Annotated in this window: 26 protein-coding genes; 10 read left to right on the forward strand and 16 right to left on the reverse strand. The window is 61.9% G+C overall.

Going from position 1 to position 24,200, the window contains the following annotated elements; all coding sequences use genetic code 11:
• Window positions 1–107 precede the first annotated feature (107 nt).
• Window positions 108–761, forward strand: coding sequence for a potassium channel family protein (locus OKC43_RS14040; RefSeq protein WP_005339863.1), 654 nt, complete (start codon window positions 108–110; stop codon window positions 759–761).
• The gene (locus OKC43_RS14045; protein ID WP_005356363.1) at window positions 758–2,113 is read left to right on the forward strand and encodes a TrkH family potassium uptake protein; all 1,356 of its coding nucleotides are present in this window, start codon (window positions 758–760) and stop codon (window positions 2,111–2,113) included. The genes OKC43_RS14040 and OKC43_RS14045 overlap by 4 nt, the downstream gene beginning before the upstream one ends.
• A 40-nt stretch (window positions 2,114–2,153) precedes the next feature.
• On the opposite strand, the gene OKC43_RS14050 is transcribed toward OKC43_RS14045, so the two are convergent.
• Window positions 2,154–2,984 carry an AraC family transcriptional regulator gene (locus OKC43_RS14050; protein ID WP_236272032.1) on the reverse strand — a complete coding sequence of 277 codons (831 nt, stop codon included), beginning with the start codon at window positions 2,982–2,984 and terminating at the stop codon, window positions 2,154–2,156.
• Window positions 2,985–3,085: 101 nt separating this feature from the next.
• Between OKC43_RS14050 and OKC43_RS14055 the strand changes: the two genes are divergently transcribed.
• A complete protein-coding gene (locus OKC43_RS14055) occupies window positions 3,086–3,619 on the forward strand; it encodes a carboxymuconolactone decarboxylase family protein (protein ID WP_236272031.1) in 534 nt (177 codons plus the stop codon).
• Between the two features lie 15 nt (window positions 3,620–3,634).
• Window positions 3,635–4,075 (forward strand): DUF417 family protein, encoded by a 441-nt coding sequence (locus OKC43_RS14060; RefSeq protein WP_139461831.1) that lies wholly within the window; start codon window positions 3,635–3,637, stop codon window positions 4,073–4,075.
• Between the two features lie 40 nt (window positions 4,076–4,115).
• Here the strand turns inward: OKC43_RS14060 and OKC43_RS14065 are convergent, their stop codons facing one another.
• The 3 genes from OKC43_RS14065 to OKC43_RS14075 all read right to left on the reverse strand — a co-directional run bounded on the left by OKC43_RS14065 (window position 4,116) and on the right by OKC43_RS14075 (window position 8,677).
• Window positions 4,116–6,089: a DNA topoisomerase III gene (locus OKC43_RS14065; RefSeq protein WP_236272030.1), complete on the reverse strand. Its 1,974-nt coding sequence runs from the start codon at window positions 6,087–6,089 to the stop codon at window positions 4,116–4,118.
• 67 nt (window positions 6,090–6,156) lie between these two features.
• Complete coding sequence (locus OKC43_RS14070; RefSeq protein WP_042054822.1) at window positions 6,157–6,654, reverse strand: response regulator; 498 nt, start codon at window positions 6,652–6,654, stop codon at window positions 6,157–6,159.
• Window positions 6,655–6,709: 55 nt separating this feature from the next.
• Window positions 6,710–8,677 carry an ATP-binding protein gene (locus OKC43_RS14075; RefSeq protein ID WP_236272029.1) on the reverse strand — a complete coding sequence of 656 codons (1,968 nt, stop codon included), beginning with the start codon at window positions 8,675–8,677 and terminating at the stop codon, window positions 6,710–6,712.
• A 276-nt stretch (window positions 8,678–8,953) separates the two neighbouring features.
• Here OKC43_RS14075 and OKC43_RS14080 point away from each other — a divergent pair, with 276 nt between their 5' ends.
• Both OKC43_RS14080 and torA read left to right on the forward strand, forming a co-directional pair.
• Complete coding sequence (locus OKC43_RS14080) at window positions 8,954–10,084, forward strand: NapC/NirT family cytochrome c (protein WP_005339847.1); 1,131 nt, start codon at window positions 8,954–8,956, stop codon at window positions 10,082–10,084.
• A 23-nt stretch (window positions 10,085–10,107) separates the two neighbouring features.
• Entirely contained in the window at window positions 10,108–12,588 is a 2,481-nt protein-coding gene (torA, locus tag OKC43_RS14085; protein ID WP_236272028.1) for a trimethylamine-N-oxide reductase TorA, read from the forward strand.
• Window positions 12,589–12,670: 82 nt separating this feature from the next.
• On the opposite strand, the gene OKC43_RS14090 is transcribed toward torA, so the two are convergent.
• The 4 genes from OKC43_RS14090 to OKC43_RS14105 are packed head-to-tail and all read right to left on the reverse strand — an operon-like array spanning window position 12,671 to window position 15,536.
• On the reverse strand, window positions 12,671–13,132 hold the full coding sequence (locus OKC43_RS14090) for a hypothetical protein (protein ID WP_236272027.1): 462 nt from the start codon (window positions 13,130–13,132) through the stop codon (window positions 12,671–12,673).
• A gap of 41 nt (window positions 13,133–13,173) precedes the next feature.
• Window positions 13,174–14,523 carry a sensor histidine kinase gene (locus OKC43_RS14095; RefSeq protein ID WP_005339828.1) on the reverse strand — a complete coding sequence of 450 codons (1,350 nt, stop codon included), beginning with the start codon at window positions 14,521–14,523 and terminating at the stop codon, window positions 13,174–13,176.
• Window positions 14,520–15,176: a response regulator transcription factor gene (locus OKC43_RS14100; RefSeq protein ID WP_005339826.1), complete on the reverse strand. Its 657-nt coding sequence runs from the start codon at window positions 15,174–15,176 to the stop codon at window positions 14,520–14,522. The genes OKC43_RS14095 and OKC43_RS14100 overlap by 4 nt, the downstream gene beginning before the upstream one ends.
• Before the next feature lie 21 nt (window positions 15,177–15,197).
• Window positions 15,198–15,536, reverse strand: a complete 339-nt coding sequence (locus tag OKC43_RS14105) for a PepSY domain-containing protein (protein WP_005339825.1) — start codon at window positions 15,534–15,536, stop codon at window positions 15,198–15,200.
• Window positions 15,537–15,599: 63 nt separating this feature from the next.
• On the opposite strand from OKC43_RS14105, the gene OKC43_RS14110 reads away from it, so the two are divergent.
• Entirely contained in the window at window positions 15,600–15,848 is a 249-nt protein-coding gene (locus OKC43_RS14110; RefSeq protein ID WP_013724184.1) for a PepSY domain-containing protein, read from the forward strand.
• On the opposite strand, the gene msrQ is transcribed toward OKC43_RS14110, so the two are convergent.
• Window positions 15,845–16,471, reverse strand: a complete 627-nt coding sequence (gene msrQ, locus OKC43_RS14115; RefSeq protein WP_236272026.1) for a protein-methionine-sulfoxide reductase heme-binding subunit MsrQ — start codon at window positions 16,469–16,471, stop codon at window positions 15,845–15,847. The two genes, OKC43_RS14110 and msrQ, sit on opposite strands and share 4 nt — an antisense overlap.
• Entirely contained in the window at window positions 16,462–17,466 is a 1,005-nt protein-coding gene (gene msrP, locus OKC43_RS14120) for a protein-methionine-sulfoxide reductase catalytic subunit MsrP (RefSeq protein ID WP_236272025.1), read from the reverse strand. Before msrP ends, msrQ begins: the two co-directional genes overlap by 10 nt.
• Window positions 17,467–17,835: 369 nt before the next feature.
• Here msrP and OKC43_RS14125 point away from each other — a divergent pair, with 369 nt between their 5' ends.
• Window positions 17,836–18,318 (forward strand): DUF1097 domain-containing protein, encoded by a 483-nt coding sequence (locus OKC43_RS14125; RefSeq protein WP_236272024.1) that lies wholly within the window; start codon window positions 17,836–17,838, stop codon window positions 18,316–18,318.
• 1 nt (window position 18,319) lies between these two features.
• On the opposite strand, the gene OKC43_RS14130 is transcribed toward OKC43_RS14125, so the two are convergent.
• The 4 genes from OKC43_RS14130 to cydH form a co-directional block, all read right to left on the reverse strand.
• Window positions 18,320–19,600 carry a sigma 54-interacting transcriptional regulator gene (locus tag OKC43_RS14130; protein ID WP_129504896.1) on the reverse strand — a complete coding sequence of 427 codons (1,281 nt, stop codon included), beginning with the start codon at window positions 19,598–19,600 and terminating at the stop codon, window positions 18,320–18,322.
• Window positions 19,597–20,124: a hypothetical protein gene (locus OKC43_RS14135; protein ID WP_005356347.1), complete on the reverse strand. Its 528-nt coding sequence runs from the start codon at window positions 20,122–20,124 to the stop codon at window positions 19,597–19,599. The genes OKC43_RS14130 and OKC43_RS14135 overlap by 4 nt, the downstream gene beginning before the upstream one ends.
• The gene (locus tag OKC43_RS14140; RefSeq protein WP_236272038.1) at window positions 20,121–21,521 is read right to left on the reverse strand and encodes a sensor histidine kinase; all 1,401 of its coding nucleotides are present in this window, start codon (window positions 21,519–21,521) and stop codon (window positions 20,121–20,123) included. Before OKC43_RS14140 ends, OKC43_RS14135 begins: the two co-directional genes overlap by 4 nt.
• Window positions 21,522–21,624: 103 nt before the next feature.
• Window positions 21,625–21,717: a cytochrome bd-I oxidase subunit CydH gene (gene cydH / locus OKC43_RS14145; protein ID WP_005339800.1), complete on the reverse strand. Its 93-nt coding sequence runs from the start codon at window positions 21,715–21,717 to the stop codon at window positions 21,625–21,627.
• Window positions 21,718–21,841: 124 nt separating this feature from the next.
• Here cydH and OKC43_RS14150 point away from each other — a divergent pair, with 124 nt between their 5' ends.
• Window positions 21,842–22,417, forward strand: a complete 576-nt coding sequence (locus OKC43_RS14150) for a 2-amino-4-hydroxy-6-hydroxymethyldihydropteridine diphosphokinase (protein WP_236272023.1) — start codon at window positions 21,842–21,844, stop codon at window positions 22,415–22,417.
• Here the strand turns inward: OKC43_RS14150 and OKC43_RS14155 are convergent.
• Window positions 22,343–23,047, reverse strand: coding sequence for an SDR family oxidoreductase (locus tag OKC43_RS14155; protein ID WP_236272022.1), 705 nt, complete (start codon window positions 23,045–23,047; stop codon window positions 22,343–22,345). The genes OKC43_RS14150 and OKC43_RS14155 overlap by 75 nt on opposite strands.
• Window positions 23,048–23,208: 161 nt before the next feature.
• On the opposite strand from OKC43_RS14155, the gene OKC43_RS14160 reads away from it, so the two are divergent.
• Window positions 23,209–23,613 carry a CBS domain-containing protein gene (locus OKC43_RS14160; protein WP_005356342.1) on the forward strand — a complete coding sequence of 135 codons (405 nt, stop codon included), beginning with the start codon at window positions 23,209–23,211 and terminating at the stop codon, window positions 23,611–23,613.
• On the opposite strand, the gene OKC43_RS14165 is transcribed toward OKC43_RS14160, so the two are convergent.
• Complete coding sequence (locus tag OKC43_RS14165; RefSeq protein ID WP_270659537.1) at window positions 23,610–24,146, reverse strand: DUF2301 domain-containing membrane protein; 537 nt, start codon at window positions 24,144–24,146, stop codon at window positions 23,610–23,612. The genes OKC43_RS14160 and OKC43_RS14165 overlap by 4 nt on opposite strands.
• Window positions 24,147–24,200: the final 54 nt, after the last annotated feature.

Here is a 24,200-nt window from a genome sequence, read left to right on the forward strand (position 1 = left end):
CAAGGGCGCAGTCTACCTCAAGTTGCCCCATGACGAAAAACCCGAGCCCTTTTCGGGGGAATAGCAGTGGTTTAGAGTAGGCGACTTCAACTGCTGAGGAATAACTCATGAACAACCAGTTTGCCGTCATCGGCCTGGGCCTGTTTGGCAGCGCGCTGTGCGAAGAGCTGCAACGGCAAGATGCCGAAGTACTGGCCATCGATATCGACGAGAGCAAGACCCGGCAAATCGCCGCCCTCTGCAATCACGTTATCGTGGCCGACGCCACCGATGAGGCCACCGTGGCCGAGCTGGGACTGGCCAATTTCGATATCGTCTTCGTTGCCATCGGTGACAACCTGGAGACCAGCATCCTCACCACCCTCGTCTTGAAAGAGGCGGGCGTGAAAAAGGTGTGGGTCAAGGCGCGCGACAAGTTCCACGCCAAGATCCTGCAGAAAGTGGGCGCCGACAAGGTGATCAACCCGGAGTGGGACATGGGCCGCCGGGTCGCCCAGAGCATGCTGGACAACCGGCTGTTCGACTATCTGGAGCTGGGCCACGACATGGTGCTGACCGAGTTCGTGATCGGCCTGCAACAGAACGGCCGGGAACTAGGTGACTTCCACCTGCTGCAACAGAGCGATTTCCAGCTGCTCGCCATCAAGCGTGGTGATGTGCTGCACAACGTGCTGACCGGCAAGATGGAGCTGCAACTGGGCGACATCCTGATCCTGGCGGGCAACAAGCACGCCATCGACCACTGGCTCGAAACCCTATGATCAACTGGCGCAGCAGCTACGCCTTCGCCCTCCATCGGGAACAGGACTCTCGCTGGAGCGAGGCCCGGCTGATCCTCGGCAGCTTTCTGATCATTCTGCTGATTGGCACCATCTTTCTGGTGCAACCCTCCAGCCACAATGGCGAGGTCACCTTCGTCAACGCCCTGTTTACCGCCACCTCGGCCATCAGCGTGACAGGTCTTGGCGTGGTGGATACCGGCACCGCCTTCACCCTGCAGGGACAGATTTTCCTGCTGATGCTGATGGAGATCGGCGGTCTGGGCCAGATGACCATGACCCTGCTGCTCATCGCCATCTTCAGCAAGCGGGTCGGTCTGCGCCAGCAGGTTCTGGCCAAGGAGGCGCTGGGACAGGAGGGCTCGGTCAACATCATTCAGCTGGTCAAACGCATCGTGCTGTTTGCCTTTATCGCCCAACTGATCGGTACCGGCATCATGGCGATCCGCTGGGTGCCCGAGATGGGGTGGGTGCACGGCCTCTATGTCAGCTTCTTCCACGCGGTCTCGGCCTTCAACAACGCCGGGTTTTCGCTCTTTGCCAACAACCTGATGGACTATAGGGACGACCCCATCATCAGCCTGACCATCGCCGGTCTGCTGATCCTGGGGGGGATCGGCTTTACCGTCATCGTCGATCTGGTGCGCAACCGCCGCTGGCGCAAGCTGAAGCTGCACAGCAAGTTGATGCTGCTGATGACCCCGGCGCTGCTGCTGGCCGGTACCCTGATGTTCTGGCTGCTGGAACACAACAACCCCGGCACCCTCGGCAAGGCCGGTATCGGTGGCCAGCTGCTGGCGGCCTTTTTCCAATCTGCCAGTGCCCGTACCGCCGGTTTCAATACCATAGATATCGGGCTGATGACCCCGGCGGCATTGCTGTTCCTGATGATGCTGATGTTTATCGGTGCCGGTGCCACCTCGACCGGTGGTGGTATCAAAGTCACCACCTTCGCGGTTGTGCTGCTGGCGACCAAGGCGTTTTTGACCAAACGGCCCCATGTCACCGCTTTTGGCCGCACCCTGTCGCCCCAGATCGTGACACGCTCGCTGGCCATCATCATCGTCAGCACCATGGTGCTGATGCTGGCGATGTTCCTGCTGATGGTGACCGAGGATCTGCCGTTCGACAAAATCATGTTCGAGACCATCTCGGCATTTGCCACCGTCGGCCTCTCTACCGGCATCACCGCCTCCCTGAGCGAGCCGGGCAAGCTGATCCTGGTGCTGGTGATGATCTGCGGCCGTCTCGGTCCCCTCACCCTGGCCTTTATGCTGGCCCGCCCGGTCGAGACCCGCATCCGTTATCCGGAAGAGAACGTCTATACCGGCTGACCAGCCATGAACACGGGGCAGCCACTGGCTGCCCCGTTTTTTATTCGGCTTGTTGCTGCGCCTTGAGCCAGCGCCCCGGGCTCACCCCCAGCTCCCGCTCGAATGCCCGACCAAAGGCAATACTGCTGCTGTACCCCGCCCCCAACGCCACCTGCACCATGGGCTCCCCCGCCAGCAGTTGCTGGCACGCTAGCGCCATGCGCCAGTGGGTCAGATAACCCAGCGGCGCTTGACCAACCCGCTCCTGAAACCTCGCGGCAAAGCGGGCCCGCGACATGCCGGCCTCCCGCGCCAGCGTGGCCACCGTCCAGGGTTCATCCCCACGCTGATGCATCACCGAGATCGCCTTGGCCAACTGGGGATCGGAAATGCCTGCCAGCATCCCCTGCTGACACACCCCTTGCTCGACCAGATGACGCAGCAGCAGGATCAACAGTACCTCCAGCAAGCGGGAGATCAGCGGATCCTGCCCGTAGCGGGGGTGAAACGCCTCGTCAAACAACTGGTTCAGCACCGGCGTCAGGGCAGGCAACTCACGTAGCGGCAGCACCAGCGAGTCCGGTAATGCCAGTTGCAACGGCGATGATCCCCCCTTGCCGAAGGCGACATTGGCGCACACCAAATCACAACCCCCCAGCGTTCTGGGTTCAAGCTTGTGAGGACGTCCCCGAGGAAACAGGATCAGGGTCGGCTCCTCGAGCAGCAAGCTGGCGCCCCCTTCTTCACGCAGCATGACGGCGCCGCTGCGCAGCAGATGAAGATGTCCGCCACTCGGGTAATCATCACTGGAGGAGTTCTGACACAGGTTGCCGGCGAAGAAGATCTTGGCTTCGGGGGAGGCATGAACCAACAGGGCAGAGAGTGGATCCATATTTGAGACGAATAGTATTTATTTGCAGACGATGAGTGATAAACCGTATCACGAATGGCGGCACACTGTCTCCCGTACCTTCACTACTACAGGAGAAGATCATGAGCCGTATCCAACCCGTATCCCAACCGCAACCCGCAGCCGCCCAGACCCTGGCCACCCTGCAACGCAATCTGGGTATGGTGCCCAACCTCTACGCTACCCTGGGCCACTCCCCAGCCCTGCTCAATGGCTTCCTGGCCTTTGCCGAGGCGCTTGGCAAGGGGCGCCTCACTGCCTCACAACGGGAGTTGCTGGCACTGGCCATAGGTCAAGCCAACGCCTGCCAATACTGTTTGTCTGCCCACACACTACTGGCGAGCAAGGCCGGATTCTCAGCCCAGGAGATCCGGGCTGCCCGGCTCGGCCAAGCCTCGGCTCCCCTTGATCACGCCCTGCTGCAACTGGCAACGGCACTGGTCAACCAGCGCGGGGTGATCAGTGACGAGCAGCTTGCTAGCGCCCGTGCCGCAGGCGTAGATGACGAGCTGCTGCTGGAGGTGCTCGGCCAGGTGGTCGTCAATACCCTGACCAACTATGGCAACCACCTGGCAGCGACCAAGATCGACTTCCCGCCCGTCACTCTGACCCCTTAAACAAGGAGCCTCCCCATGCAACAACATGACAAAGGCTTTCTGGTCGCCCTGGCGGGCGTGGTAATGACCCTGCTCTGGATCGGCGTCTTCAAGTTTACCCCGACCGAAGCAGCCGCCATCAAACCACTGGTAGCCAGCCACCCCTTGATGAGCTGGCTCTATGGCCCCCTGTCGGAACAGAGCGTATCGAACCTGATCGGGGTGGTCGAGATAGTGATCGCCATCGGACTGGTCGTGGGTCTATGGCAACCTCGCATCGGTTACTGGTGCAGCATGGGGGCTATCGTCACCTTCCTGGCGACGCTGAGCTTCCTGCTGACCCTGACAGGTGTCTGGAAAGTGGTTGATGGTGTGCCAGTCACCGAGTTCTTCCTGTTCAAGGATCTGGTGTTTCTCGGTGTGGTTCTGCACTACCAGCACAGGATCCGTGCCAGCTTGTCCACTCAGGCAGCCTGACAACAATGCCTTTGGCGCCCGGGATGGGCGCCTTTTTTCGTTATGCCGCCCTGGGCTGGCGCTTGCTGGCCGTCTTGCGCGGTCGGGGCCCGCCAGTCGTGCTGGCCGCCGGACTCTTGCGCTTGGTAAAACGCCGCTTGCCGGCACCCGGCGCCTCCTTGGGCAGGGCGCTGAAGCTGGCGCCGGAGTCCTGCCGCGCCCCTTCAATCAGGCCGTTGAGCTGCTCGGTGAGCGGCCCCATAAACTGCTGGTAGCTGCCGTGACGCTCGGCGATCTGGCCTAGGCTCTGCTCCCACAGCGCCGTCATATCCGGCGTGGTGGCCGTCGCAGGCAGCGCCTGCACCAGCGCCCGCCCGGTCGGGGTCGCCTTGATGCTCTTGCCCTGACGCACCAGAAAGCGGCGCTTGAACAGTAGGTCGATGATACCGGCACGGGTCGCTTCTGTGCCGAGACCATCGGTGTCGCGCAGGGTCTTCCGGATCTCGGGATCCTGCACATAGCGGGCGATGCCGGTCATGGCCGCCAGCAGGGTGGCATCGGTGAACGATTTGGGCGGCTGGGTCATCTTTTCCAGCAGTTCGCCCCGCTCGCAGAGCAGTTGCTCCCCCTCTTTGAGAGCCGGCAATGTGCCCGCTTTCTCTTCGTCGTCATCCTCTTCCACCCCGAGCAGTGCCTTCCAGCCTGCCTTAAGGATGCGCCGCGCCTTGGCTTGAAACAGACCACCGGCGATGCGCAGCAGCACCTTGCTGTCGTTGTATTCGAACGGGGGATAGAACTGCAGCAGATACTGGCGGGCAATCAGGCCATAGAGCTTAGCTTCGTCGGCCCCCAGCGTGGCGGGGTTGCCCTGCTTCTCGGTGGGGATGATGGCGTGGTGGGCATCCACCTTGCTGTCGTTCCACGCCTTGCTGCGGATCTTGCCGTCCGCCTCGGCAACCGCCTTGGCCAGTGCAGGCGCTGTAGCGGCGATGGCGCCGCACACCTGTTCGGCACGCTTGAAGTGGTCGGTCGGCAGATAGCGGCTATCGGAGCGCGGATAGGTGATGAGCTTGTGACGCTCGTAGAGGCTCTGGCAGATATCGAGCACCCGCTTGGCATCCATACCGAACCGTTTGGCGGCATCGATCTGCAGGCTGGAGAGGTTGTAGGGCAGCGGCGCCGCCTGCTTGCGGGCCTGCTCCTCCACCGATTCGACCTGTGCCGGTTGGCCGTTAATCCGACTCACCACCTTGTCGGCCAACGCCCGGTTGAGCACCCGCCCCTCCTCGTCCTGCCACGGCTGGCAGGCTTCAGACGGCAGCCACTTGGCGGTGAAGCGCTCGTTGCCGTCGGTCAGCAGATGGGCCAGCACCTCGTAGAAGGGTTTGGGCACGAAGGCCTCGATCTCGAGATCCCGCCGCACCACCAGCCCCAGCAGCGGGGTCTGCACCCGGCCAACCGAGAGCAGCTCGCTACAACCGGCCTTGCGGCCGAGCAGGGTGTAGGCGCGGGTCATGTTGATGCCGTAGAGCCAGTCGGCCCGACTGCGGGCCAGTGCGGAAACCGCCAGCGGCACGAACTCCTTGTTATCCCTCAGTTTGTCTAGGGCACGGCGCACTGCGGGCGGGTTGAGATCGCTGATGAGGCAGCGCTGCACCGGCTTGGTTTTCGGGTAGCCGAGAAAGTCGATCACCTCGTCGACCAGCAGTTGCCCTTCCCGGTCCGGGTCACCGGCGTTGACCACGCAGTCGGCCTGTTTGATCAGCCGCTTGATGACGGTGAGCTGGGTTTTGGTCTTGGGCTTGGCCACCAGTTGCCACTGAGCGGGGATGATGGGGAGATGCTCCATCCGCCACTGCTTGAAGGCGGCGTCATAGGCATCGGGCTCGGCCTGCTCTAGCAGATGGCCGATGCACCAGGTGACCACATCCCCCTGGGCTGTTTCGATAAAACCGTCGCCCTTCTTGTGGGGCTTGGGCAGGGCATCGGCAATGGCGCGGCCTAGCGTGGGCTTCTCGGCGATAAAGAGTCGCATCGGTGGCTACCTGCAATACTGTATATGCAGACAGTATACAACTGCCACCGCGAAAGCCCAACTACCCCTACTCGTCGAACGGGTGATCGTGGATGGCGGCAAACAACCGCGCCTGATTGAGCAGCGGCGCATAGTGGAAGGCATTTTCGCCATCTTCCGCCAGCAGGTAGTCGGTCAGCTGTTCGCGCACCGCCTCTTGCAAGGTCTCCAGCTTCCACGGCTTGGCGAGGTAGTAGTGCAACCCGCCGCGATTGACCGCTTCGACGGTGGCCTCCAGCCCCGCTTGTCCGGTCAGCAGCAATTTGCGGCTGGCCCGGGTGGTGGCACGCCGGTTCAGCTCCACCAGAAAATCGACCCCCAGGGTTCCCGGCATGATGTGGTCACAGAGGATCAGCGCCAGCTTGTTGCCGTCGCGCTCCCACTCCTCCACCACCGCTCGCGCCTCATCGACGCTCTCGGCGGCTTCCAGTTCGAAGTGGGAACGGAACGGGGCGAGATCGTGGATCACCGCATCCAGCACCTCCCGCTCATCGTCCACACACAGGATCAGATAGTGTTTGTTCATTGCTCCTCCTTGGCGACATGGTTTGGCACGCCGCGCGATTGATGCTGGCGACGGCTCAGGCCGCATGCTCCTTGTTGTGATGAGGTTCGCCCCCGTAACCGGCCTGCCCCATGCCGTCCATCGGCAGACAGACCCGCATCCGGGTGTAACGGCCCGGTTCGGAGGCCACCTCAATCCGGCCGTGGTGCTGTTGCACTATCTGCAGCGAAACGCTCAGACCAATCCCGAGGCCGAAATGGCCCTCCCGCTTGGTGGTGAAGTTGAGATCGAAGATCCGCTGCCACAGCTCGGGCTCGATGCCGCAACCGCTATCCTCGATCTCTACCATGACCCACTCGGGATCCAGCAACCCGGTGCGAATGGTGAGTCGCCCCGGGCCGCTCATGGCATCCAGACTGTTGGCGATCAGGTTGGTCCATACCTGTTGCAGGGCGATGGGGTGACAGCGCACCAGCGGCAACGGCTGGTACTCCTTGCAGAGCTCATGATGCTTGAGGCGGTTTTCGAAAATCATCAGGGTATCTTCCAGCCCCTCGTGCAGGTCCACCAGCGAGGGCTCGGCCCGATCCTGCCGGGCATACTGCTTGAGGCTCTTGACCAGATCGCCAATGCGACGGGCACACACTTCGATATTGCGCAGGAAGCTGCCGGTCTGCTGGAACAGCTCCAGCCGGGAGAGCAGGGCCTCCCGCTCGTCGGCAGTGCGGCCGGCAAACCAGCGCTGCCAGTTCAGCTCGTCATCCAGATTCATCTGCACCGCCAGCCGCGCCTGCTGGCGATCGCCAAAGCGCCCCTCAGCCTGCCGGGTCTTGTCACGGATTTCGCTGGTCGAGACCGGCTGGGAGGAGAGCGCCTGACAGAGGGTCTGGTTGCCCAGCCCCTTGATGGGGGCAGGCAGTTCGAGATTGACCAGATCGGGGATGGCGGCCCGCAGGGTCTCGCTGCCACGGATAATGGCCGCCACCGGGTTGTTCAGCTCGTGGGCGACACCGGCCACCAGCTGACCCAGCATCGCCATTTTTTCGCTCTCCACCAGTTGGGCGTGAGCGGCATCGAGGGAGTTGAGGGTCTGTTGCAGCCGCATCTCGGTGCGGATGCTGTTTTGCAGGCGACGGTTGAAGTGGCGCAGCAGCAGGTTGGTAAAGGAGGGGAGCAGTTCGCTGCGCGCCTGCATCACCCGGGAGAATTGCAGCTTGTCGAGCTTGATCACCTCGGCACCGGTCAGGGTCACACCGGTGGTGAAGGCGGGTTCGCCGGTCACAAAGGACATGCCCCCCACCAGCGAGCCGGTGCGGTAGTGCACCACCTCCTGATCGATCCCCTGCTCGTCCCGCTTGCGCAGCACCACCTCCCCCTTGGCGATAAACCAGAGGAAGCTGTTGGGCTCCCCCTCGCGGGTCAACACATGGCCCGGGCTGTAGTGGCGGCAGACCCGCTCCTCGTCATTGCCCTCGAAAAACTGGTAGAGGCCGTCGATCACCACCCGCGACAGCTCTTCATCGCTGCAGTGGGTGTAATCCATAAAGCCCTGCCGATAGGCTGCCAACTGGCGATCGACATGGGCTCGCAGCAGCTTCTGGTTGTCGAGCACGGCAGCATAGCTCAGCAGGTCAGCCTCGGGACGCTGCAATACAAAGTGGCTCGCCTGCTCGATCACCGCCCGGCGCAGGCTGCCATCGCGCCAGGGGCGTTGCAGGTAGTAGTCGAGACGACCGAGGTTGACCGCCTCGATGATCGATTTCATCTCCGGCTGGCTGCCGAGCAGGATCTTGCGGCACGCCTCGTGACGGCTGCCGAGGCGGATCAGAAAATCAGCCCCTCGCCCATCCCCCAGCTCGCTGTCACACACCACCACGGCGGGTGGCTGCCCCTTGCGATCCAGCTCGTCCAAGGCCAGCTCCGCCGACCCCTGACCGACCACCACCACCAGCGCGAAATGGCCGAGCAGCGGAGCCAACTCCTGTTCGAATTCGGCCAGCAGTTGCACGTTGGCGGCGACACACAGCAGCGAGAAAGGGCTCATCAGCGACACTCCGTTGAGGCTCACTGCTCACTATATCAGCGAATCTTGTGGGGTTTTGCGAGGGGGCTAACAGCTGTCGCGGAAAGTGCACAAATAGATAAAACAGAAAACAACTGAATTTAATTCGACAATTAAATCAATAACAAAACAAAAGACAAAATGTGACAACAATCAAAAATATAAACCATGATGGAGGTCAACGCCTTATCCCTGTCATTACTACTACTATTGGACTAGTACTATGTAGGTAATTATTGACCGTAGGAAAACGCCGCCATGATTGGAAAACTGATAAGAAAAACCTGGTTCTGGCTCCTGCTGCTCGGGGCCCTGCTGGGTGTCGCGGCACTGGGTGTCACCGTGACCGTGCTGCACAAGACCAGCTCCACCGAATTCTGCGTCTCCTGCCACTCCATGCAGACTCCACTCGCCGAGTATCAGGGCAGTGTCCACTTCCAGAACACCAAGGGGATCCGCGCCGAGTGCGCCGACTGCCACATCCCGGGCGACCCCACCTCCTACCTGTGGACCAAGATCCGCGCCGTGAAGGATATCTATCACGAGGCGATCGGCACGCTGGATACCCCGGAAAAGTATGAAGCCCACAAGCTGCGGATGGCCCAATCCGTCTGGGACGAGCTGAAAGCCAACGACTCCGCCACCTGCCGCAGCTGCCACAGCTACGAGGCGATGGACATTCTGGCCCAGCGCCCCAATGCCCGCGCCGAGCACCCGGTCGCCATCAAGGAGGGTCAGACCTGTATCGACTGCCACCGCGGTGTCGCCCACATCATGCCTGACATGAGCGGCCTGGCTGCCGCCGGTGCCAGCGAGCTGGCGCAGGCTGCGGCCCAGACTCCGGCCAACGTCACCACCCGCTACGCCATCGCCACCACCCCGCTGTTCCTCGATGCCGCCGCCAAGACCGACGAAGGCACCCTGATGCCCTCCACCAAGGTGGAAGTGCTGGCCAACGAAAACGGCCGCGCCAAGGTGCAGATCGAAGGCTGGCAACAGGATGGTGTGAGCGAAGTATTCTACGCCGCACCGGGCAAACGGATCCTTAGCGTACTGGTCGGCGATGCCGCCAAGAAAGCGCTGGTCACCGGCCAGAGCGAAACCGACAGCGCCACCAACCTCACCTGGCATCAGGTCAAGCTGACCGCCTGGGTAGACCAGAGCCAGCTTATCGGCGATCAGGGCAAGCTGTGGCAATACGCCTCCACCCTGATGTCCAACAACTGTACCGGCTGCCACGGCCTCACCGCGCTGGATCACTTTAATGCCAACCAGTGGATCGGCGTCATCAAGGGGATGGAATCTCGTACCTCCCTGACCCCGGAACAGGCTCGCATGTTGACCCAGTATGTCCAGAAACACGCCAGTGACATGAGCGCGGCCCACTAAGGCTGGCACAGAGGAAAACCGTTATGACTTTTTTCAATGACAAGAAGACCAATCTGTCCCGCCGCAACCTGCTCAAGGGGCTCGGCGCCTGCGCAGCCCTGCCCCTGCTCGGCGGCATTTTTCCCAAGAGTGCGCTGGCGCAAGCCATCTGCACCGCATTGAGTCAGTTCCCGACCCTGGTGCCCGCCCAGAAGGGCATTTTAACCGGCGCCCACTGGGGTGCTTTCGAGGCGATCGTCGAAGATGGCCGCATGGTGCGCGTCCAGCCGGTGGCCGATGATCCGGCGCCAAACGATCTCATCGACATGGCGCCGTTCCAGGTCCACGCCAAGAACCGCATCAAATACCCCATGGTACGCAAGAGTTGGCTGGAGCACGGCCCGGGCGCCAAACCCGAGCTGCGCGGTGCCGACGAGTGGGTGCGAGTGAGCTGGGACAAGGCGATCGAACTGGTGGCCGGTGAAATCCAGCGCGTGCAGAGTGACTTCGGCCCGCAGGCGATCCACGCCGGTTCCTATGGCTGGAAGAGTGTCGGCATGTTCCACAACAGCCGTACCCTGCTGCACCGCCTGATGAACCTCTCCGGCGGTTTCACCGGTTATGCCGGTGACTACTCCACCGGTGCGGCTCAGGTGATCATGTCCCATGTGATGGGCTCCATCGAGGTGTACGAGCAGCAGACCGCCTGGCCCAACGTGGTGGAGAACGCCGAACTGGTGGTGCTGTGGGGGGTCAACGCTCAGGTCACCCTGAAGAACAGCTGGAACATACCGGACCACGAAGGTCAGGCCGGTTTCATGGCGCTGAAAGAGAAGGGCACCCGCGTCATCAGCATCGACCCCATCTACAACGAGACCGCCAAGCTGGTCGGCGCCGAGTGGATTGCCCCGAATGCCTACACCGACGTGGCCATGATGCTGGGTGTAGCTCACACCCTCTACAGCGAGAAGAAGCACGATCAAGCCTTCCTCGATCGCTACACCGTCGGCTTCGACAAGTTCCTGAACTACCTGCTCGGCAAGGATGACGGCCAACCGAAGAGCGCCGAATGGGCGAGCAGCGTCTGCGGCGTCGATGCCAAGGTGATCCGCCAGCTGGCTCTCGACATGGCCACCAAGCGCACCATGATCATGGCCGGTTGGGGGATGCAGCGTCAGCAGCACGGCGAACAGCCGAACTGGATGCTGGTGACGCTGGCCTCCATGCTGGGCCAGATCGGCCTGCCGGGCGGCGGCTACGGCTTCAGCTACCACTACTCCTCCGGTGGCAGCCCCACCGCCAAGGGCGGCATTCTGGCGGGTATCTCCGCCGGTAACGCACCGAAGAACAGCCCGGCCCCGATCCCGGTGGCCCGCATCGCCGACTGTCTCGCCAACCCGGGCAAAACCATCGACTTCAACGGCCGCAAGGTGACCTATCCGGACATCAAGCTGGTCTACGTGGCGGGCGGCAACCCCTTCCACCACCATCAGGACACCAACAACCTGCTGCAGGCGTGGCGCAAACCGCAGACCGTGATCGTTCACGAGCCCTACTGGACCGCCACCGCCAAGCACGCCGATATCGTGCTGCCGGTCACCACCAGCTACGAGCGCAATGATCTGGAGATGGGGGGCGACTACTCCCAGCGCTATGTGTTCCCGATGCACCAGTGCGTGCCGCCGCAGTTTGAAGCCCGCAACGACTTCGACATCTTCAGCGCCATCGCCGCCAAGCTGGGCGTGCAGGAGCAGTACACCGAAGGCAAAGACGAGATGCTGTGGCTCAAGCAGATGTACGACGGCATGGCAGCGCAGGCCCGCGGCGCCCGCGTGGCGCTGCCGCCGTTCAACATGTTCTGGGAATCCAACAACTACATCCGCTTCCCGATCCCCGAAGCGAACCGCCAGTGGATCCGTCACGCCGATTTTCGCGAGAACCCGCTGCTCAACCCGCTCGGCACCCCGTCCGGCAAGATCGAGATCTTCTCCAACACGGTAGCCGGGATGGGTTACGCCGACTGCGCCGGCCATCCCAAGTGGTATGAGCCCAAGGAGTGGGTGAAGAGCGAGGTGGCGGCGCGCTATCCTCTGTCGCTCAACACCTCCCACCCGACCCAGCGGCTGCACTCCCAGCTCGACAACACTCCGCTGCGAGACAAGTTCGCCATCGCCGACCGCGAGGCGATCATGATCCATCCGCTGGATGCCAAGGCTCGTGGCATCGCCCAGGGGGATCTGGTGCGTGCCTTCAATGAGCGCGGCCAGATCCTGGTGGGCGCCCTGCTCTCAGAGGATGTGCGCCAAGGGGTGGTGCGGATCTGTGAAGGGGCCTGGTACGACCCGGCCAAGCCGGGCGAAGCGGGCAGCATCTGCAAGAACGGCAACGTCAACTGCCTCACCTTCGACGAAGGCTCGTCCAGTCTGGCGCAAGGCAACTGCGGCCACATGGCCCAGCTGCAGATCGAGAAGTACACAGGCCCTGTGCTGGCCAACACTGCCCACGCGGTACCGGCCAACGGCTAAGGCGATTGCCACCCAATAAAAACGGCGCCATCAAGGCGCCGTTTCTTTATCTGTCTGCCAAAGCGCAGGCATGGGGATGGGTTTAGAACACCCCTTCCTCCATATACTCCTGCGCGCACTCCACCAGTTGCGGCCACAGCTCTTCCGGCACCCAGGCGTCCGGGTCATCTTCATCCCCGTCGTACTGGCTCCAGAAATAGCGACGCAGTCCGGAGGCAAACTCGTCGCTGATCTCGGCCAGCTCCGAGAGCGGCCCCAACCAGGCGATGCGACGCAGGCCAGAGGCGAGATCGTTGATGGCATCCATCAGGGTGCGATCGTCGAAGCTCTGCTCCACCAGCAGGGTGAAGCGCTCGCGCGCCTGCTCGGTCTGCTCCTCGTCCAGCTCGCCCACATCGGCCAGCAAGTCGACAAAATCTTCCAGAAGGAACGCGATCAGGCCATCCCTGTCTTCAAACCACTGGATCTGGGCGCCCTTGACCCCCAGCACAGAGGCATCAAACGAATCGTCAAGGTGACACAGTGCCCACGGATCGTCGGTCATGCTTCTCTTCCTCAGGCTAAAACAAATGCCATATGTTATGCCTAGCTCTCGACTCTTGCCACCTTGGGCAACGAGAGGGAGGCGGCCAGACCGCCCAGTTCGGCGCGGCCCATGATGAAACTGCCCCGATAGGCTTCCGCCAGATCGGAGACGATATTGAGGCCCAGGCCCGAGCCCGGTACCTTCTCGTCGAGCCGCACCCCGCGCAGCACCGCCTTGGCGATCTGATCCTCGCTCATGCCGGGGCCGTCATCCTCGATACGCAAGGTGATCCAGCCCCCCAGCTCGGCGCTGGAGATGCGCAGCTCGCTGGCAGACCACTTGAAGGCGTTCTCCAGCAGGTTGCCTACCATCTCGTCGAAGTCCTGCTCTTCCACCCCGACCGCCAGATTGGCGGGCACCTGCAAGTCCACCGTCTTGCCCGGATAGAGGCGGGAGAAAGCGCGGCAGATGTACTCCACCCGCGCCCGCACAGGGGTCGAGACCCCGAGGATCTTGGCGGCACCGGTCACCCGCGCCTTGCCGAGGTGATAGTCGATATGACGCTGGATCTGGTCAAGTTGCTCGCCGATGGCGGCCTGATCCTCTGGCGGCAACTGGGCCACCTGATTGCGCATGATGCTGAGCGGCGTCTTGAGGGCGTGGGCCAGATTGCCGGTGTGGGATCGCGCCCGCTGAAGCAGCTCGCCGTAGTGGTGCAGCAGCCGGTTGATATCCTCCACCAGCGGCTGGATCTCCAGCGGATAGCGCAGCCGGAACCCCTCCTGATGACCCTCGTGAACCCGCCCCAATTCGCGGCGCAGCAGGTGCAGCGGCCGCAAGCCGTAGACGATCTGGAACATGAAGCCGAGCACCAGACCGGCGGCGGCAAAGCCGAGACCGAGGAACAGGCTGATGCGGGTCTTGTTGAGGGTCTGGGTCAGGGCGCTACTGTCCTTGGCCATCACCAGAGTGAACACCCGATCAGAGCCCGGCAGCAGCACGGTACGGGTCATGATCAGCAGCGGCTCCTTGTTGGGCCCCTTGCCGACAAAGAGGTCGGGATCGCCAAACGCCGACTTGAGGCCATCGCTCTTCAGGTTGGTATCCCACAGGGAGCGGGAGCGCCCCACCACATCGCGGCCCAACTCCAGCTGCCAGTAGTAGCCGGAGTAGGGTTGATTGAAGCGGGGATCGGAGAGGGAGCCGGTAACCACCGGCAGGCCGGTTTTGGCCACTTCCAGCCGGGAGAGCAGATCATAGAGCTGCAGGCGCAAACCGTCGGCCTCCGCCTCCTGCCAGTAGTTGCGCATCATGGTCTGCAGGCTGAAACCGGTGGCGAACAGAAACAGCCCGCACCACACCAGCGCGATGGCGACCAGTCGCCCCCGCAGGGTTCTCACCAGCCTCATTCGTTGATCCGGTACCCGAGGCCGCGCACTGTCTCAATCAGATCGGGGTTGGTTTTCTTGCGGATCCGGCCGATGAACACCTCCACGGTATTGGAGTCGCGGTCGAAATCCTGAGCGTAGATGTGGTCGATCAGCTCGCTGCGCGACACCACCTTGCCCCGGTGCTGCATCAGATAACCGAGCACCCGGAACTCGTGGGCGGTCAGCTTGATGGGGGTTCCTTCGTACCACACCTGCGACGCCGCCATGTCAAGCCGCACTCCGCCAATCTCCAGAATGGAGCTGGCGTTGCCTGCCGCCCGGCGCACCAGCGCATGGACCCGCGCCACCAGCTCGGCCACCTGGAACGGCTTGGTGAGGTAGTCATCGGCACCGGCGTTGAGCCCCTCGATCTTCTCGTGCAGCTGACCACGGGCGGTCAGCACCAGCACCGGGGTATCGATCCCCTTGCTGCGCCACTCTTTCAGCACGCTCAGGCCATCGCGCCCCGGCAGGCCGAGGTCAAGAATGATGGCATCGTAGGGTTCGGTCTCACCGAGGAAACCGGCCTCGTTGCCGTCGTGGCAGAGGTCGGTGACAAAGCCGGAGAGGCGCAGCTGTTCGGCCAGCTGGCCGGCCAGAATTTTTTCGTCTTCAACAATCAGAATTCGCATGAACAGGCTTCCACACAGGGGTTATTCATCATCCTCGACCGGGGGCTTTGGCGGTTCGAACAACCGCTCCAGATGGTGGCCCTTGGCCCACACCAGCTCAAGGTTGTCGGCCCGATAGGCCACCTTGATCACGCTGTTTTCCCGATCGATGACTCGCAGTTCATAGAGCCAGATACCATCCTCTTCCCCCAGATCCACCCGCAACACCCGCACCGGCAATCTGGCCGCCACCTCCATCATTTCATGGAAGGGCCGAACCCGTCCCTCATGGACAGCTTGCTGCAGCATGGCTTCATCAGGCGTGACCGCCTGCGCCAGCAACGGCAGCAATAACCCAAGCAGAGGGAGCGCTCTATTCATGGATGATTCATCTCCAAAAACCTAACATAATGGCGTTTATAGTCTGCCAGCCATGAATCCGGAATGAATATGATCCCGCGCAGTTTCCTGCTGATCCTTTGCCTGTTGAGTGCCACAAGCTGGGCGGCCCAGAGCCGTCTCGACATGGCCGGGCTGGTCAAACTCCTGCTGGCGCAAGGGTATCACGACATTCGGGAAGTGGAGCTGGAAGGGGACAAATTCGAGGTCAAAACCCTCAATCGCCAGGATCAGAAGGTGCATCTCATCGTCGATGCCTACACTGGCGAGATCAAACAACAAGAGGCCGATTAGGCCTCTTTTGCATTCCAGCGCCCCCGCATGGTGCGCAGCAGTTTCTCCCGCCTCGGCCAGAGCAGGGCGCAGGCCAGCAGCAGGTAGATGAGAGGCTCCCCCCAACCGCTCTTGAGCGACCACCAGTAATGCACCGGCACCAGCAGGGCGATGGCATAGACCCAGTTGTGCAGCTTCTGCCATGCGGCGCCCATGCGTCGCTGCAATGCGGGCAGCGAGGTGATGCTGAGGGCGGCCAGCAGCAACAGCGCTACCATCCCCACTACTATGTAGCTGCGCTTGACCAGCTCGCCGCCAATCAGGCCCCAGTCAAACTGCAGATCCAGCCCCAGCCACGCCATGAAGTGGAGCAGCGCCCAGGCAAAACACCAGAGCCCGAGGGGGCGGCGCAGCTTGATGAGCTGCCCCTGCCGCCAGCTCTTGGCCAGCGGCGACACCAGCAGGGTGAGCAGCAGCAGGTTGAGCGCCCCCTTGCCGAGGTAGTGGATAAGCTCGGGCACCGGATCGCCCCCCAGCAGACCTGCCGGAATGGCAAAAACCAGCCAAAGCAGGAAGCCGAGGGAGCCCAGATGCACCAGCGCCCGCAAGCCGCTGATATGGGCCGGTTTCAATCTCAGTACCATTGGCGCAGATCCATCCCCTGATAGAGCGAGGCGACTTCGTCACCATAGCCGTTGAACATCAGGGTCGGCTGACGCTTGGCGCCAAACACTCCGCCCTCGCCGATGAAACGCTCGCTGGCCTGACTCCAGCGCGGGTGATCCACCTGCGGGTTGACGTTGGCGTAGAAGCCATATTCGTTGGGAGCCAGCAGATTCCAGGTGGTCGGCGGCATCTCCTCTACCAGCCGGATCGAGACGATACTCTTGATGCTCTTGAAGCCGTACTTCCACGGCACTACCAGCCGGATCGGCGCGCCATTCTGGGCGGGCAGGGTCTTGCCATAGAGCCCCATCGCAAGGAAAGAGAGAGGGTGCATCGCCTCGTCGATACGCAGCCCTTCGACGTAGGGATACTCGATACCGCCGCCCAGCGAGGCCGAGGCCTGACCGGGCAGCTGTTTCGGATCGAACAGGGTCTCGAAGGCGACAAACTTGGCGCGGCTGGTCGGTTCGGCACGGCGAATAAGCTCCGCCAGCGAGATGCCGTTCCACGGCAGCACCATCGACCAGGCTTCGACGCAGCGCAGCCGGTAGATCCGCTCCTCCAGCTCGGTTTTGTTGATGAGATCCCACACATCCAGAGTGAAGGGTTTGGCGACCTCCCCCTCCACCTTCAACGTCCAGGGTTCTGGTTTGAGGTAATGGGCGTTGCGGGCCGGATCCGTCTTGTCGGTACCGAGCTCGTAGAAGTTGTTGTAACTGGTCGCCTTCTCTTCCGGTGTCAGCACCAGATCGGCTGGCCGGGTGGCCTGCTTGCTGTTGAGCGGCTTGGTGGCTAACTGGGGAGCATCCTCTTTACCGCGCAGCAGATCGAGTACACCGGCCTGAGTGGGAAACGCCAGGGTGGCCGCGCCCAGACCCAGCCCTTTGAGAATAAGGCGGCGGTCCTGATAAACGGCTTCCGGGGTGACATCCTGTTCGGTGAGGGGGTGGGCGGTACGACGCTTGATCAACATGAAAAACTCCCGGGGCTGAGTGAGGCAGTATGGATAAGACCCGCCCCGGCAGATTTTTATTTCACACAAATTTACATCATGTGGTGCAGGGGCAGTGCCTTGGCCATGGTGCCGACCAGAAACAGGACTACGAACACCAGCAGGGGAACGATCACATTTGGCGCCATCAGACTCACTCCATGAGCAGGACAGGGCCTCTAACTATGGCCGACTGTCAGGCCGGTCACCAATGAATTTTTTTCGCGAGCGCAAGCGTATTCCTGAGTTGAAAAGGGTGATGAAGATCACACACAATTCGGCCCCCGCTTGCCGCCCCGATTGCCGGGGGTAGGCTGCCCATTTTGCGAAGCCAACTGAAGAGTCGCCCCCATGAGCCCACTGATCGCCATCGCCATCACCACTGGAATTCTCTCCGCCGTCTGGGGCTGGATTGCCGTCGTGTTCGGCCTTATCTCCTGGGTCGGCTTTCTCGGCTGCACCAGCTATTTCGCGTCAAGCGGTGGCTACAAGGCGCTGCTGCAGACCATCTTCTGCAACACCAGCGGCATGCTGTGGGCACTGCTGCTGATCCATGGCGACAGTCTGTGGGGAGCGGGTGTGGCGGGTTATGTGATGACGGGGGTAGTCGCCACCCTGATGTGCGTACAGGCCAAGCAGCAGTGGCTCGGCTACATTCCCGGCACCTTTGCCGGTTGCTGTGCAACCTTCGGGGCGGCTGGCGAGTGGCGGCTGATCCTGCCCTCCCTCATCATTGGCGCCTTGTTCGGTTACCTGATGAAGGCGAGCGGCCTCTGGCTCTCCCATAAAACCCAGAAAACTGACGCCGCTCCGGCAGTAGTTGATCCCGCCTGATTTATCCCTTCGATTTGAAGTTTGCTGCTTCAATACCGTGCCGATTCAATAACTTGTAGAAATCGGTACGGTTTCTGCCCGCCATGTTGGCCGCCAGGGTCACGTTGCCCTCGGTGGTGCGCAGCAAACGGATCAGATACTCCTTCTCGAATTCGGCCCGCGCCTCGTTGAACGAGGGGATGCCGCCGCCACCACCGCTCAGGGCGGACTCCACCATGGAGACCCCGATCACCGGGCTGCAACAGAGGCTGGCGAGCTGCTCCACCACGTTGCAGAGCTGGCGCACGTTGCCGGGCCAGGCCGCGGCAGCCAGCATCGCCAGCGACTCGGGCGAAAAACCCATGGCGGCGCAGTCGCTGTGGCGGCTACGGTAATCGTCGAGCGCCTGACGGGCCAGCAGGGGGATATCCTCGCTGCGGGCACTGAGAGACGGCAAGGTGATATTGGCAACGTTGAGACGGTAGAAGAGATCTTCCCGAAAGCGCCCCTCCTCCATCGCCCTGACCAGATCCTGATGGCTGGAGCTGAGCACCCGCACCTCCGGCGTGCCCTGACCATACTCCTCCATCACCTGCAGCAGCTTGGCCTGCAGGGATTCGGAGAGGCTGCCAATCTCGTCGAGAAATAGGGTCGCCCCCTTGGCCTGCTCGAACAGACCGGACTGGCCATCTTCACCAAACAGCTGCAAGTCGAGTGACGCCCACGGAATGGCGGCACAGTTGATGGTATGAAGCGGCTTGTCGCGCCGCTGGCTGGCCTGGTGCAGCGCCTGCGCCATCGCCCCCTTGCCGGAGCCTGACGGCCCCATGATCAGCACCGGCACCTCCATGGTGGCAATGCTGTGAGCCTGGATCAGCAGCTGCTCCAGCTGGGGATTGCGTGTCAGGATCAGCGACTGCCACTCCTGCTGCTGTTTCGGCCGGGTCAGGCTGAGAGCATGTTCGATGGTGGCGAACAGCTCATCCTTGTTGATGGGTTTGGTCAGAAAGCTGAAGACCCCGGAGCGGGTCGCCTGAATGGCGTCCGGGATGGTGCCGTGGGCGGTCATGATGATCACCGGCAACCCCAGCCACTGGGCCTGGATCCGCTCGAACAGCGCCAGCCCGTCCATGCCGGCCATCCGCAGATCGCTCAGCACCAGATCGGCCCGTTGCTGACGCAACCGGTCGAGGGCCCCTTCCGCACTGTCGGCGGTATCCACTTCATAACCCTGACTGCGCAGCCGCATGCTCATCAGTTTGAGCAGGCTGACGTCGTCATCCACCAACAGGATCCGGCTCATGGTATTACCTCACGATTCTCGTTCAGCTTGCGCTGGTTGAGCTGGTCGTCGATAGCGGTCAGCTGCTCGATCTGGCGGCGCAGCCGCTGGATCTCCTGACTCTGGTCATCGCGACGGCTGTCGCGAGCCAGCAGCTGTTCGCCGAGGGCGATCCAGCTACGTAAAAAGGCCTGCGCATCGAGACCCAGTTCGGGCAACATCTGCTTCAGGCGCGCCAGACCGGCGGTGCGATTGGCCACAGATTCGGCGGGGTGGGAGTCCACCATCGCCAGACTGACCCGGCTCTCCAGATCGTCGGCCCCTTTCAGACGCTGACGCTCCTGCACCCGTTGCTGGGGGTGACTGGCCAGCAGCCAGTCGGAGTATTGCAGACGCACCTGCATCTCCTTGTTGGCAAACTCCATCCGCTTGGCAAAAGCGATATCGGAGGACTCCCGCTCTGCCTGTTGCGGCAGCAAGGAGCAACCCGCGAGCAGCCCTGCCATCAGAGCTGGAAATACGCGTTGTATCTTCATAGTCCTCATTTCAACGTCAACCTGAAACAGACATCCGCCTGTTCATCCTCTACCAGAACCAGTTCCCCCCCCAGGCTGTTGGCAGACTCGCGGGCGATGGAGAGGCCCATGCCCGAGCCTTTCAAGAGACCTTGCCGCAATGTGCTGCCTTGCTCGAAGGGTTCAAAAATGCGTTGCTGATCGGCCACGGGGATCTTGGGCCCCTCGTTGGCCACTTCCAGCCAGCTTATCTGTTCATCCTGCCCTGCCCTGATCCAGATATTGCCTCCGCTGGCGCCGTAACTGACGGCGTTGGAGAAGAGGTTATCGAGGATCAGTCGTAGCCGGTAGGGCTCCGCCCACAGGGTAACCGGCACGGTCGGCAAGTGTACACGGATCTGCTTGGACTCCAATGCCAGCCGGTACTCGGCAGAAAGTTCCGACAACATCGGCAGCAGGGGGATGGGCTCCAGTTCGAAGGCCTCCTGCTGACTGAGCCGGTTGAAGTCGAGCAGACGCTCGATCAGGGTCTGCAAACGCCGACTGTTCTCGTCGAGCATCTGGCAGATCTCCAGCTGATCCGGCGTCAAAGGCCCGACCAGCTGCTCGCAGAGCAGATCCGTCCCCTCCCTCAGCACCGCCAGCGGGGTCTTGAGCTCGTGGGAAACATGGCGCAGGAACTGGTATTTCTGCAGCTCCAGCTCCTTGAGTTTGTCGTGCAGCCAGACGATCCGCTCCCCCAACAATACCAGCTCGGCAGGGCCGTCAACCGGCTTGGGATCGGGTTCGACCCCGGCTCCCAGGCTCAAGATGCGCGACTCAATCTGTCGTACCGGGTGGATGATGAGGTAGGTGAAGATAAAGACCATCAGCAGGCTGAGCGCCGCCACAGCTCCACTCACCCACCAGAGCTCGCTGGTCAGTCCGGCGATGGTGAGCTGCACCCGATCCATGTGTTCGTCAACCCGGCTGCGGGTGACTATTTCGAGCTGCTTGTTGGCATCGTTGAACTGCTCGAGCTTGTCCCCCGCTGCCGCCGCCCGGGCCAACACGGCATCCTGCAGGCTGTCGAGCCAGGCCAGCCCCTGATCGAGCCCGCTGTAGAGCTGGCCGTCGGTGATGGAGTTGCGGTGTTCCGCCAGCAACACCCGATACCCGTCGAGTTGCTGCTGGTAGCTGGTGAGACTGCGGCGATCCCCCAGCACCGCGAAGCGGCGCAAAGTGCGTTCGATATCGATGGCTTGCGCCGTCAGCAGGGTGGCGCGGCGGGTATCCTTGACCGCCCGCTCCATCTCGTCGCTGGTGAGCTGACTGAGGTGGGCAAGGGAGGTGCTGTTGTGCCAGATCATGCCGCCCAGCGGCATCAATACCAGCACAAATCCCATCAATACCACCTGCAGCAGGGAGCGTGGGCGAACCTTGGTCATCATCTCTTCTCTTGCATTCTCACCGGTGCGCCAGCATAGCCGCACCGCCCCAAAAAACAAAACCGGCCAACAGGCCGGTTTGTATTATCTGGATTGTGGTGATTCACGCCAACGCGACAGAGGCCAGACAGATAATCATGATCATCGCCAGCGCGCCCGAGGCGGTCAACAGCGCCCATTTCAGCTCCACACTCATGCAAACCTCCTTTCTGCCAATCAGTGCCGGATCACAATAGATAAGACAATGTTAAGCCATAGTTAATCCGATAACCGTGAGCTGCGTATACATTTCAGATGAGCCCAACCCCGGGAAGGTGAGCATGTTCTATCTGTGTAGCATTGGTTCCAATATTGACCCGCATATCCATGTCAGCCGCGCGCTGGCCGAGCTGCTTGCGAACGTCGGCCCCCTGCGGCTGAGCTCGGTGATCCGCACCAAGCCGGTGGGAATGCACTCCAGCCACGACTTTCTCAACTGCCTGCTGGTGGTGGAGAGCCCGCTCGATGCCACCCGCCTCAAGCAGCACTTTGTCGCCCTTGAAGTGGCTCACGGCCGGGATCGCAGCGATCCGCTCTGCAAGGTGCACGATCGGCCGCTCGACATCGATATTCTGGCCAGCAACAGGAGCGGTGACTTTGCCTCGGCAGAGGTCGATTCCTATCTGGCGGAGCTGCTGGCAGAGCTCTATGGCCATGGCGAGGTGCATGACCCCAAGGTGGCGCTGCAAGTGATGCTCCCCGCCCCGTCGGGCAAGCTCAAACCCGGCAAGGGCTTGCTGACCCGGCAGGTCGGGCTGGAGCCGCTGGTGCTTGGCAAATCTTCAGAGAGTGGCCAGCGCGCGCCCGCCATCTACCTTGATGCTGGCCCCCGTCATATAACTGTTCCCCATCAGTAACTGCACCGCCTGCCAGATGGGCTCAAGCCCCCCCTCCCGCGCCAGCGGCGTTTTCGCCAGCACCTGCTGGCGCCATGCCTCGTCATGTTCATCGAGAAACAGGATCGGCCCCGGCTCTATGGTGTTGACCCGGATTGCCGGGGCCAGCTCGCGGGCAAAGCTCATGGCCAGCGAATGGGCTCCCGCCTTGGTGGCCACATAGCTGGCAAAACGGGGGGCCGGGGCATGGATATAGATATCGGTGATATGAATGATGCTGGCGTTGGGATTGCTGGCCAGCCGGGGGGCCAGCGCCCGGTTTAGCTGGAAGGGGGCCGCCATGTGTACCCGGTAGAACTGCTCGAACTGGGCCAGTTGCGCCGGCGGATCAGTGGCCTGCGGCTCGAAGGCCGAAGCATTGTGGATCACCAGCGCCAGATCCTGATGGGCAGCCAGCACATCGATCAGCTTGCCAACGTCCTCTTCCCGACCAAAATCCGCCTGCACCAGTTCGACCCCCAATGCAGCCAACGTGGCCAGCTCCGGCCGCTCGCTGCGATAGCTGCCCGTCACCTGCCAACCCGCCGCCACCAGCTGTTCACAGAGATAAAATCCGAGTCGACGGCCGCAGCCCGTAACCAATGCACGCATACGATCTCCTTTCCCTTTCATGGTCTTGCATGAACGAAGCCCGCCTGCCAGCGGATCACCGCCGATGGCTTGTACCTATCAATCCCTGCGGCACAAGCCATTGGTCGCGGGCCACCCACCCGCGTCATAGTGGCGGCATCCCCTCTTGCGGAGTCACCACCATGCTGAAAGTACACCACCACATGGGTCGCCTGACCCACTCCCTCACTGCCGGACTCGGCCTGGCAGAAGCGCTGGATCGCCTGCATCAATCGGGTCTTGGCGGCCTGCCGGTACTGGATGAGCAGAAACGGCTGATCGGCTTTCTTTCCGAACAAGATTGCATCCCCAGCCTGCTCACCGGCAGCTACCACTGCGATACCCGCACCCGGGTGGAGGATCTGATGAACCGCTCGCCCCTCTCGGTCGGGCCGGATGAGAGCATTCTGGATCTGGCTCGCCAGATGGCCGATGCCAAACCCAAGATCTACCCGGTGCTGCAACAGGGCAAGGTGATCGGCATCATCAGCCGCCGTCAGGTGATGCAGGCCCTCAACCAGCAGATGAAGGTGTGCCAGCAGACCTAGATCTGGTAACGCCCCTTGTCACCGATATCGAAGTGCAGGGGCATCCGCCACTTGGCCAGCGCCAGCAAGGTCAACAGGGCGCCGCAGACCAGCGCCACCAGTGCGGCGCCCCACTCCACCCGCAACCACTCCAGCAGCCATAGCGCCGGCAGCAACACGGGCACCAGCTTGATGCCGGGAATTGCGAAGCAAAACTGCTCCTTGAACGCCAGCCCGGAGAGCGTCGCCAACGCTGCCCCCAGCACCAGCGCATCCGGTGCCCCTACCGCCGCCAGGGCCAGCGCGCCCCAACCAAATCCCTGCAGAATCATGCGAATCCGCTTGTCGTAGATATGCAGCGAGAAGCCGCAGATTGCGCTTGCCACTGCCAGCAACATCAACCATTGTGCCGACGGGAGCAGTGCCATCCCGCTCAGCAGCGCCGCACCGCGGCAAAGCAGCAACAGGGCTGCCGCACTCAAGCCAAGGCGGTAGAGCGAAACGGTCAACTTGTCGATCCCGTCCAGCGGGCTCTCGATTTCAGGATTTGCCATAAACAGTCGCTTCTAACGGATCAGGTGCCATCCAATATACTGGAATCAGGTCTT

It is taken from the genome of Aeromonas sp. Y289-2 (genome assembly GCF_027705925.1).
In the GTDB taxonomy this organism is placed as follows: Bacteria; Pseudomonadota; Gammaproteobacteria; order Enterobacterales; family Aeromonadaceae; genus Aeromonas; species Aeromonas veronii.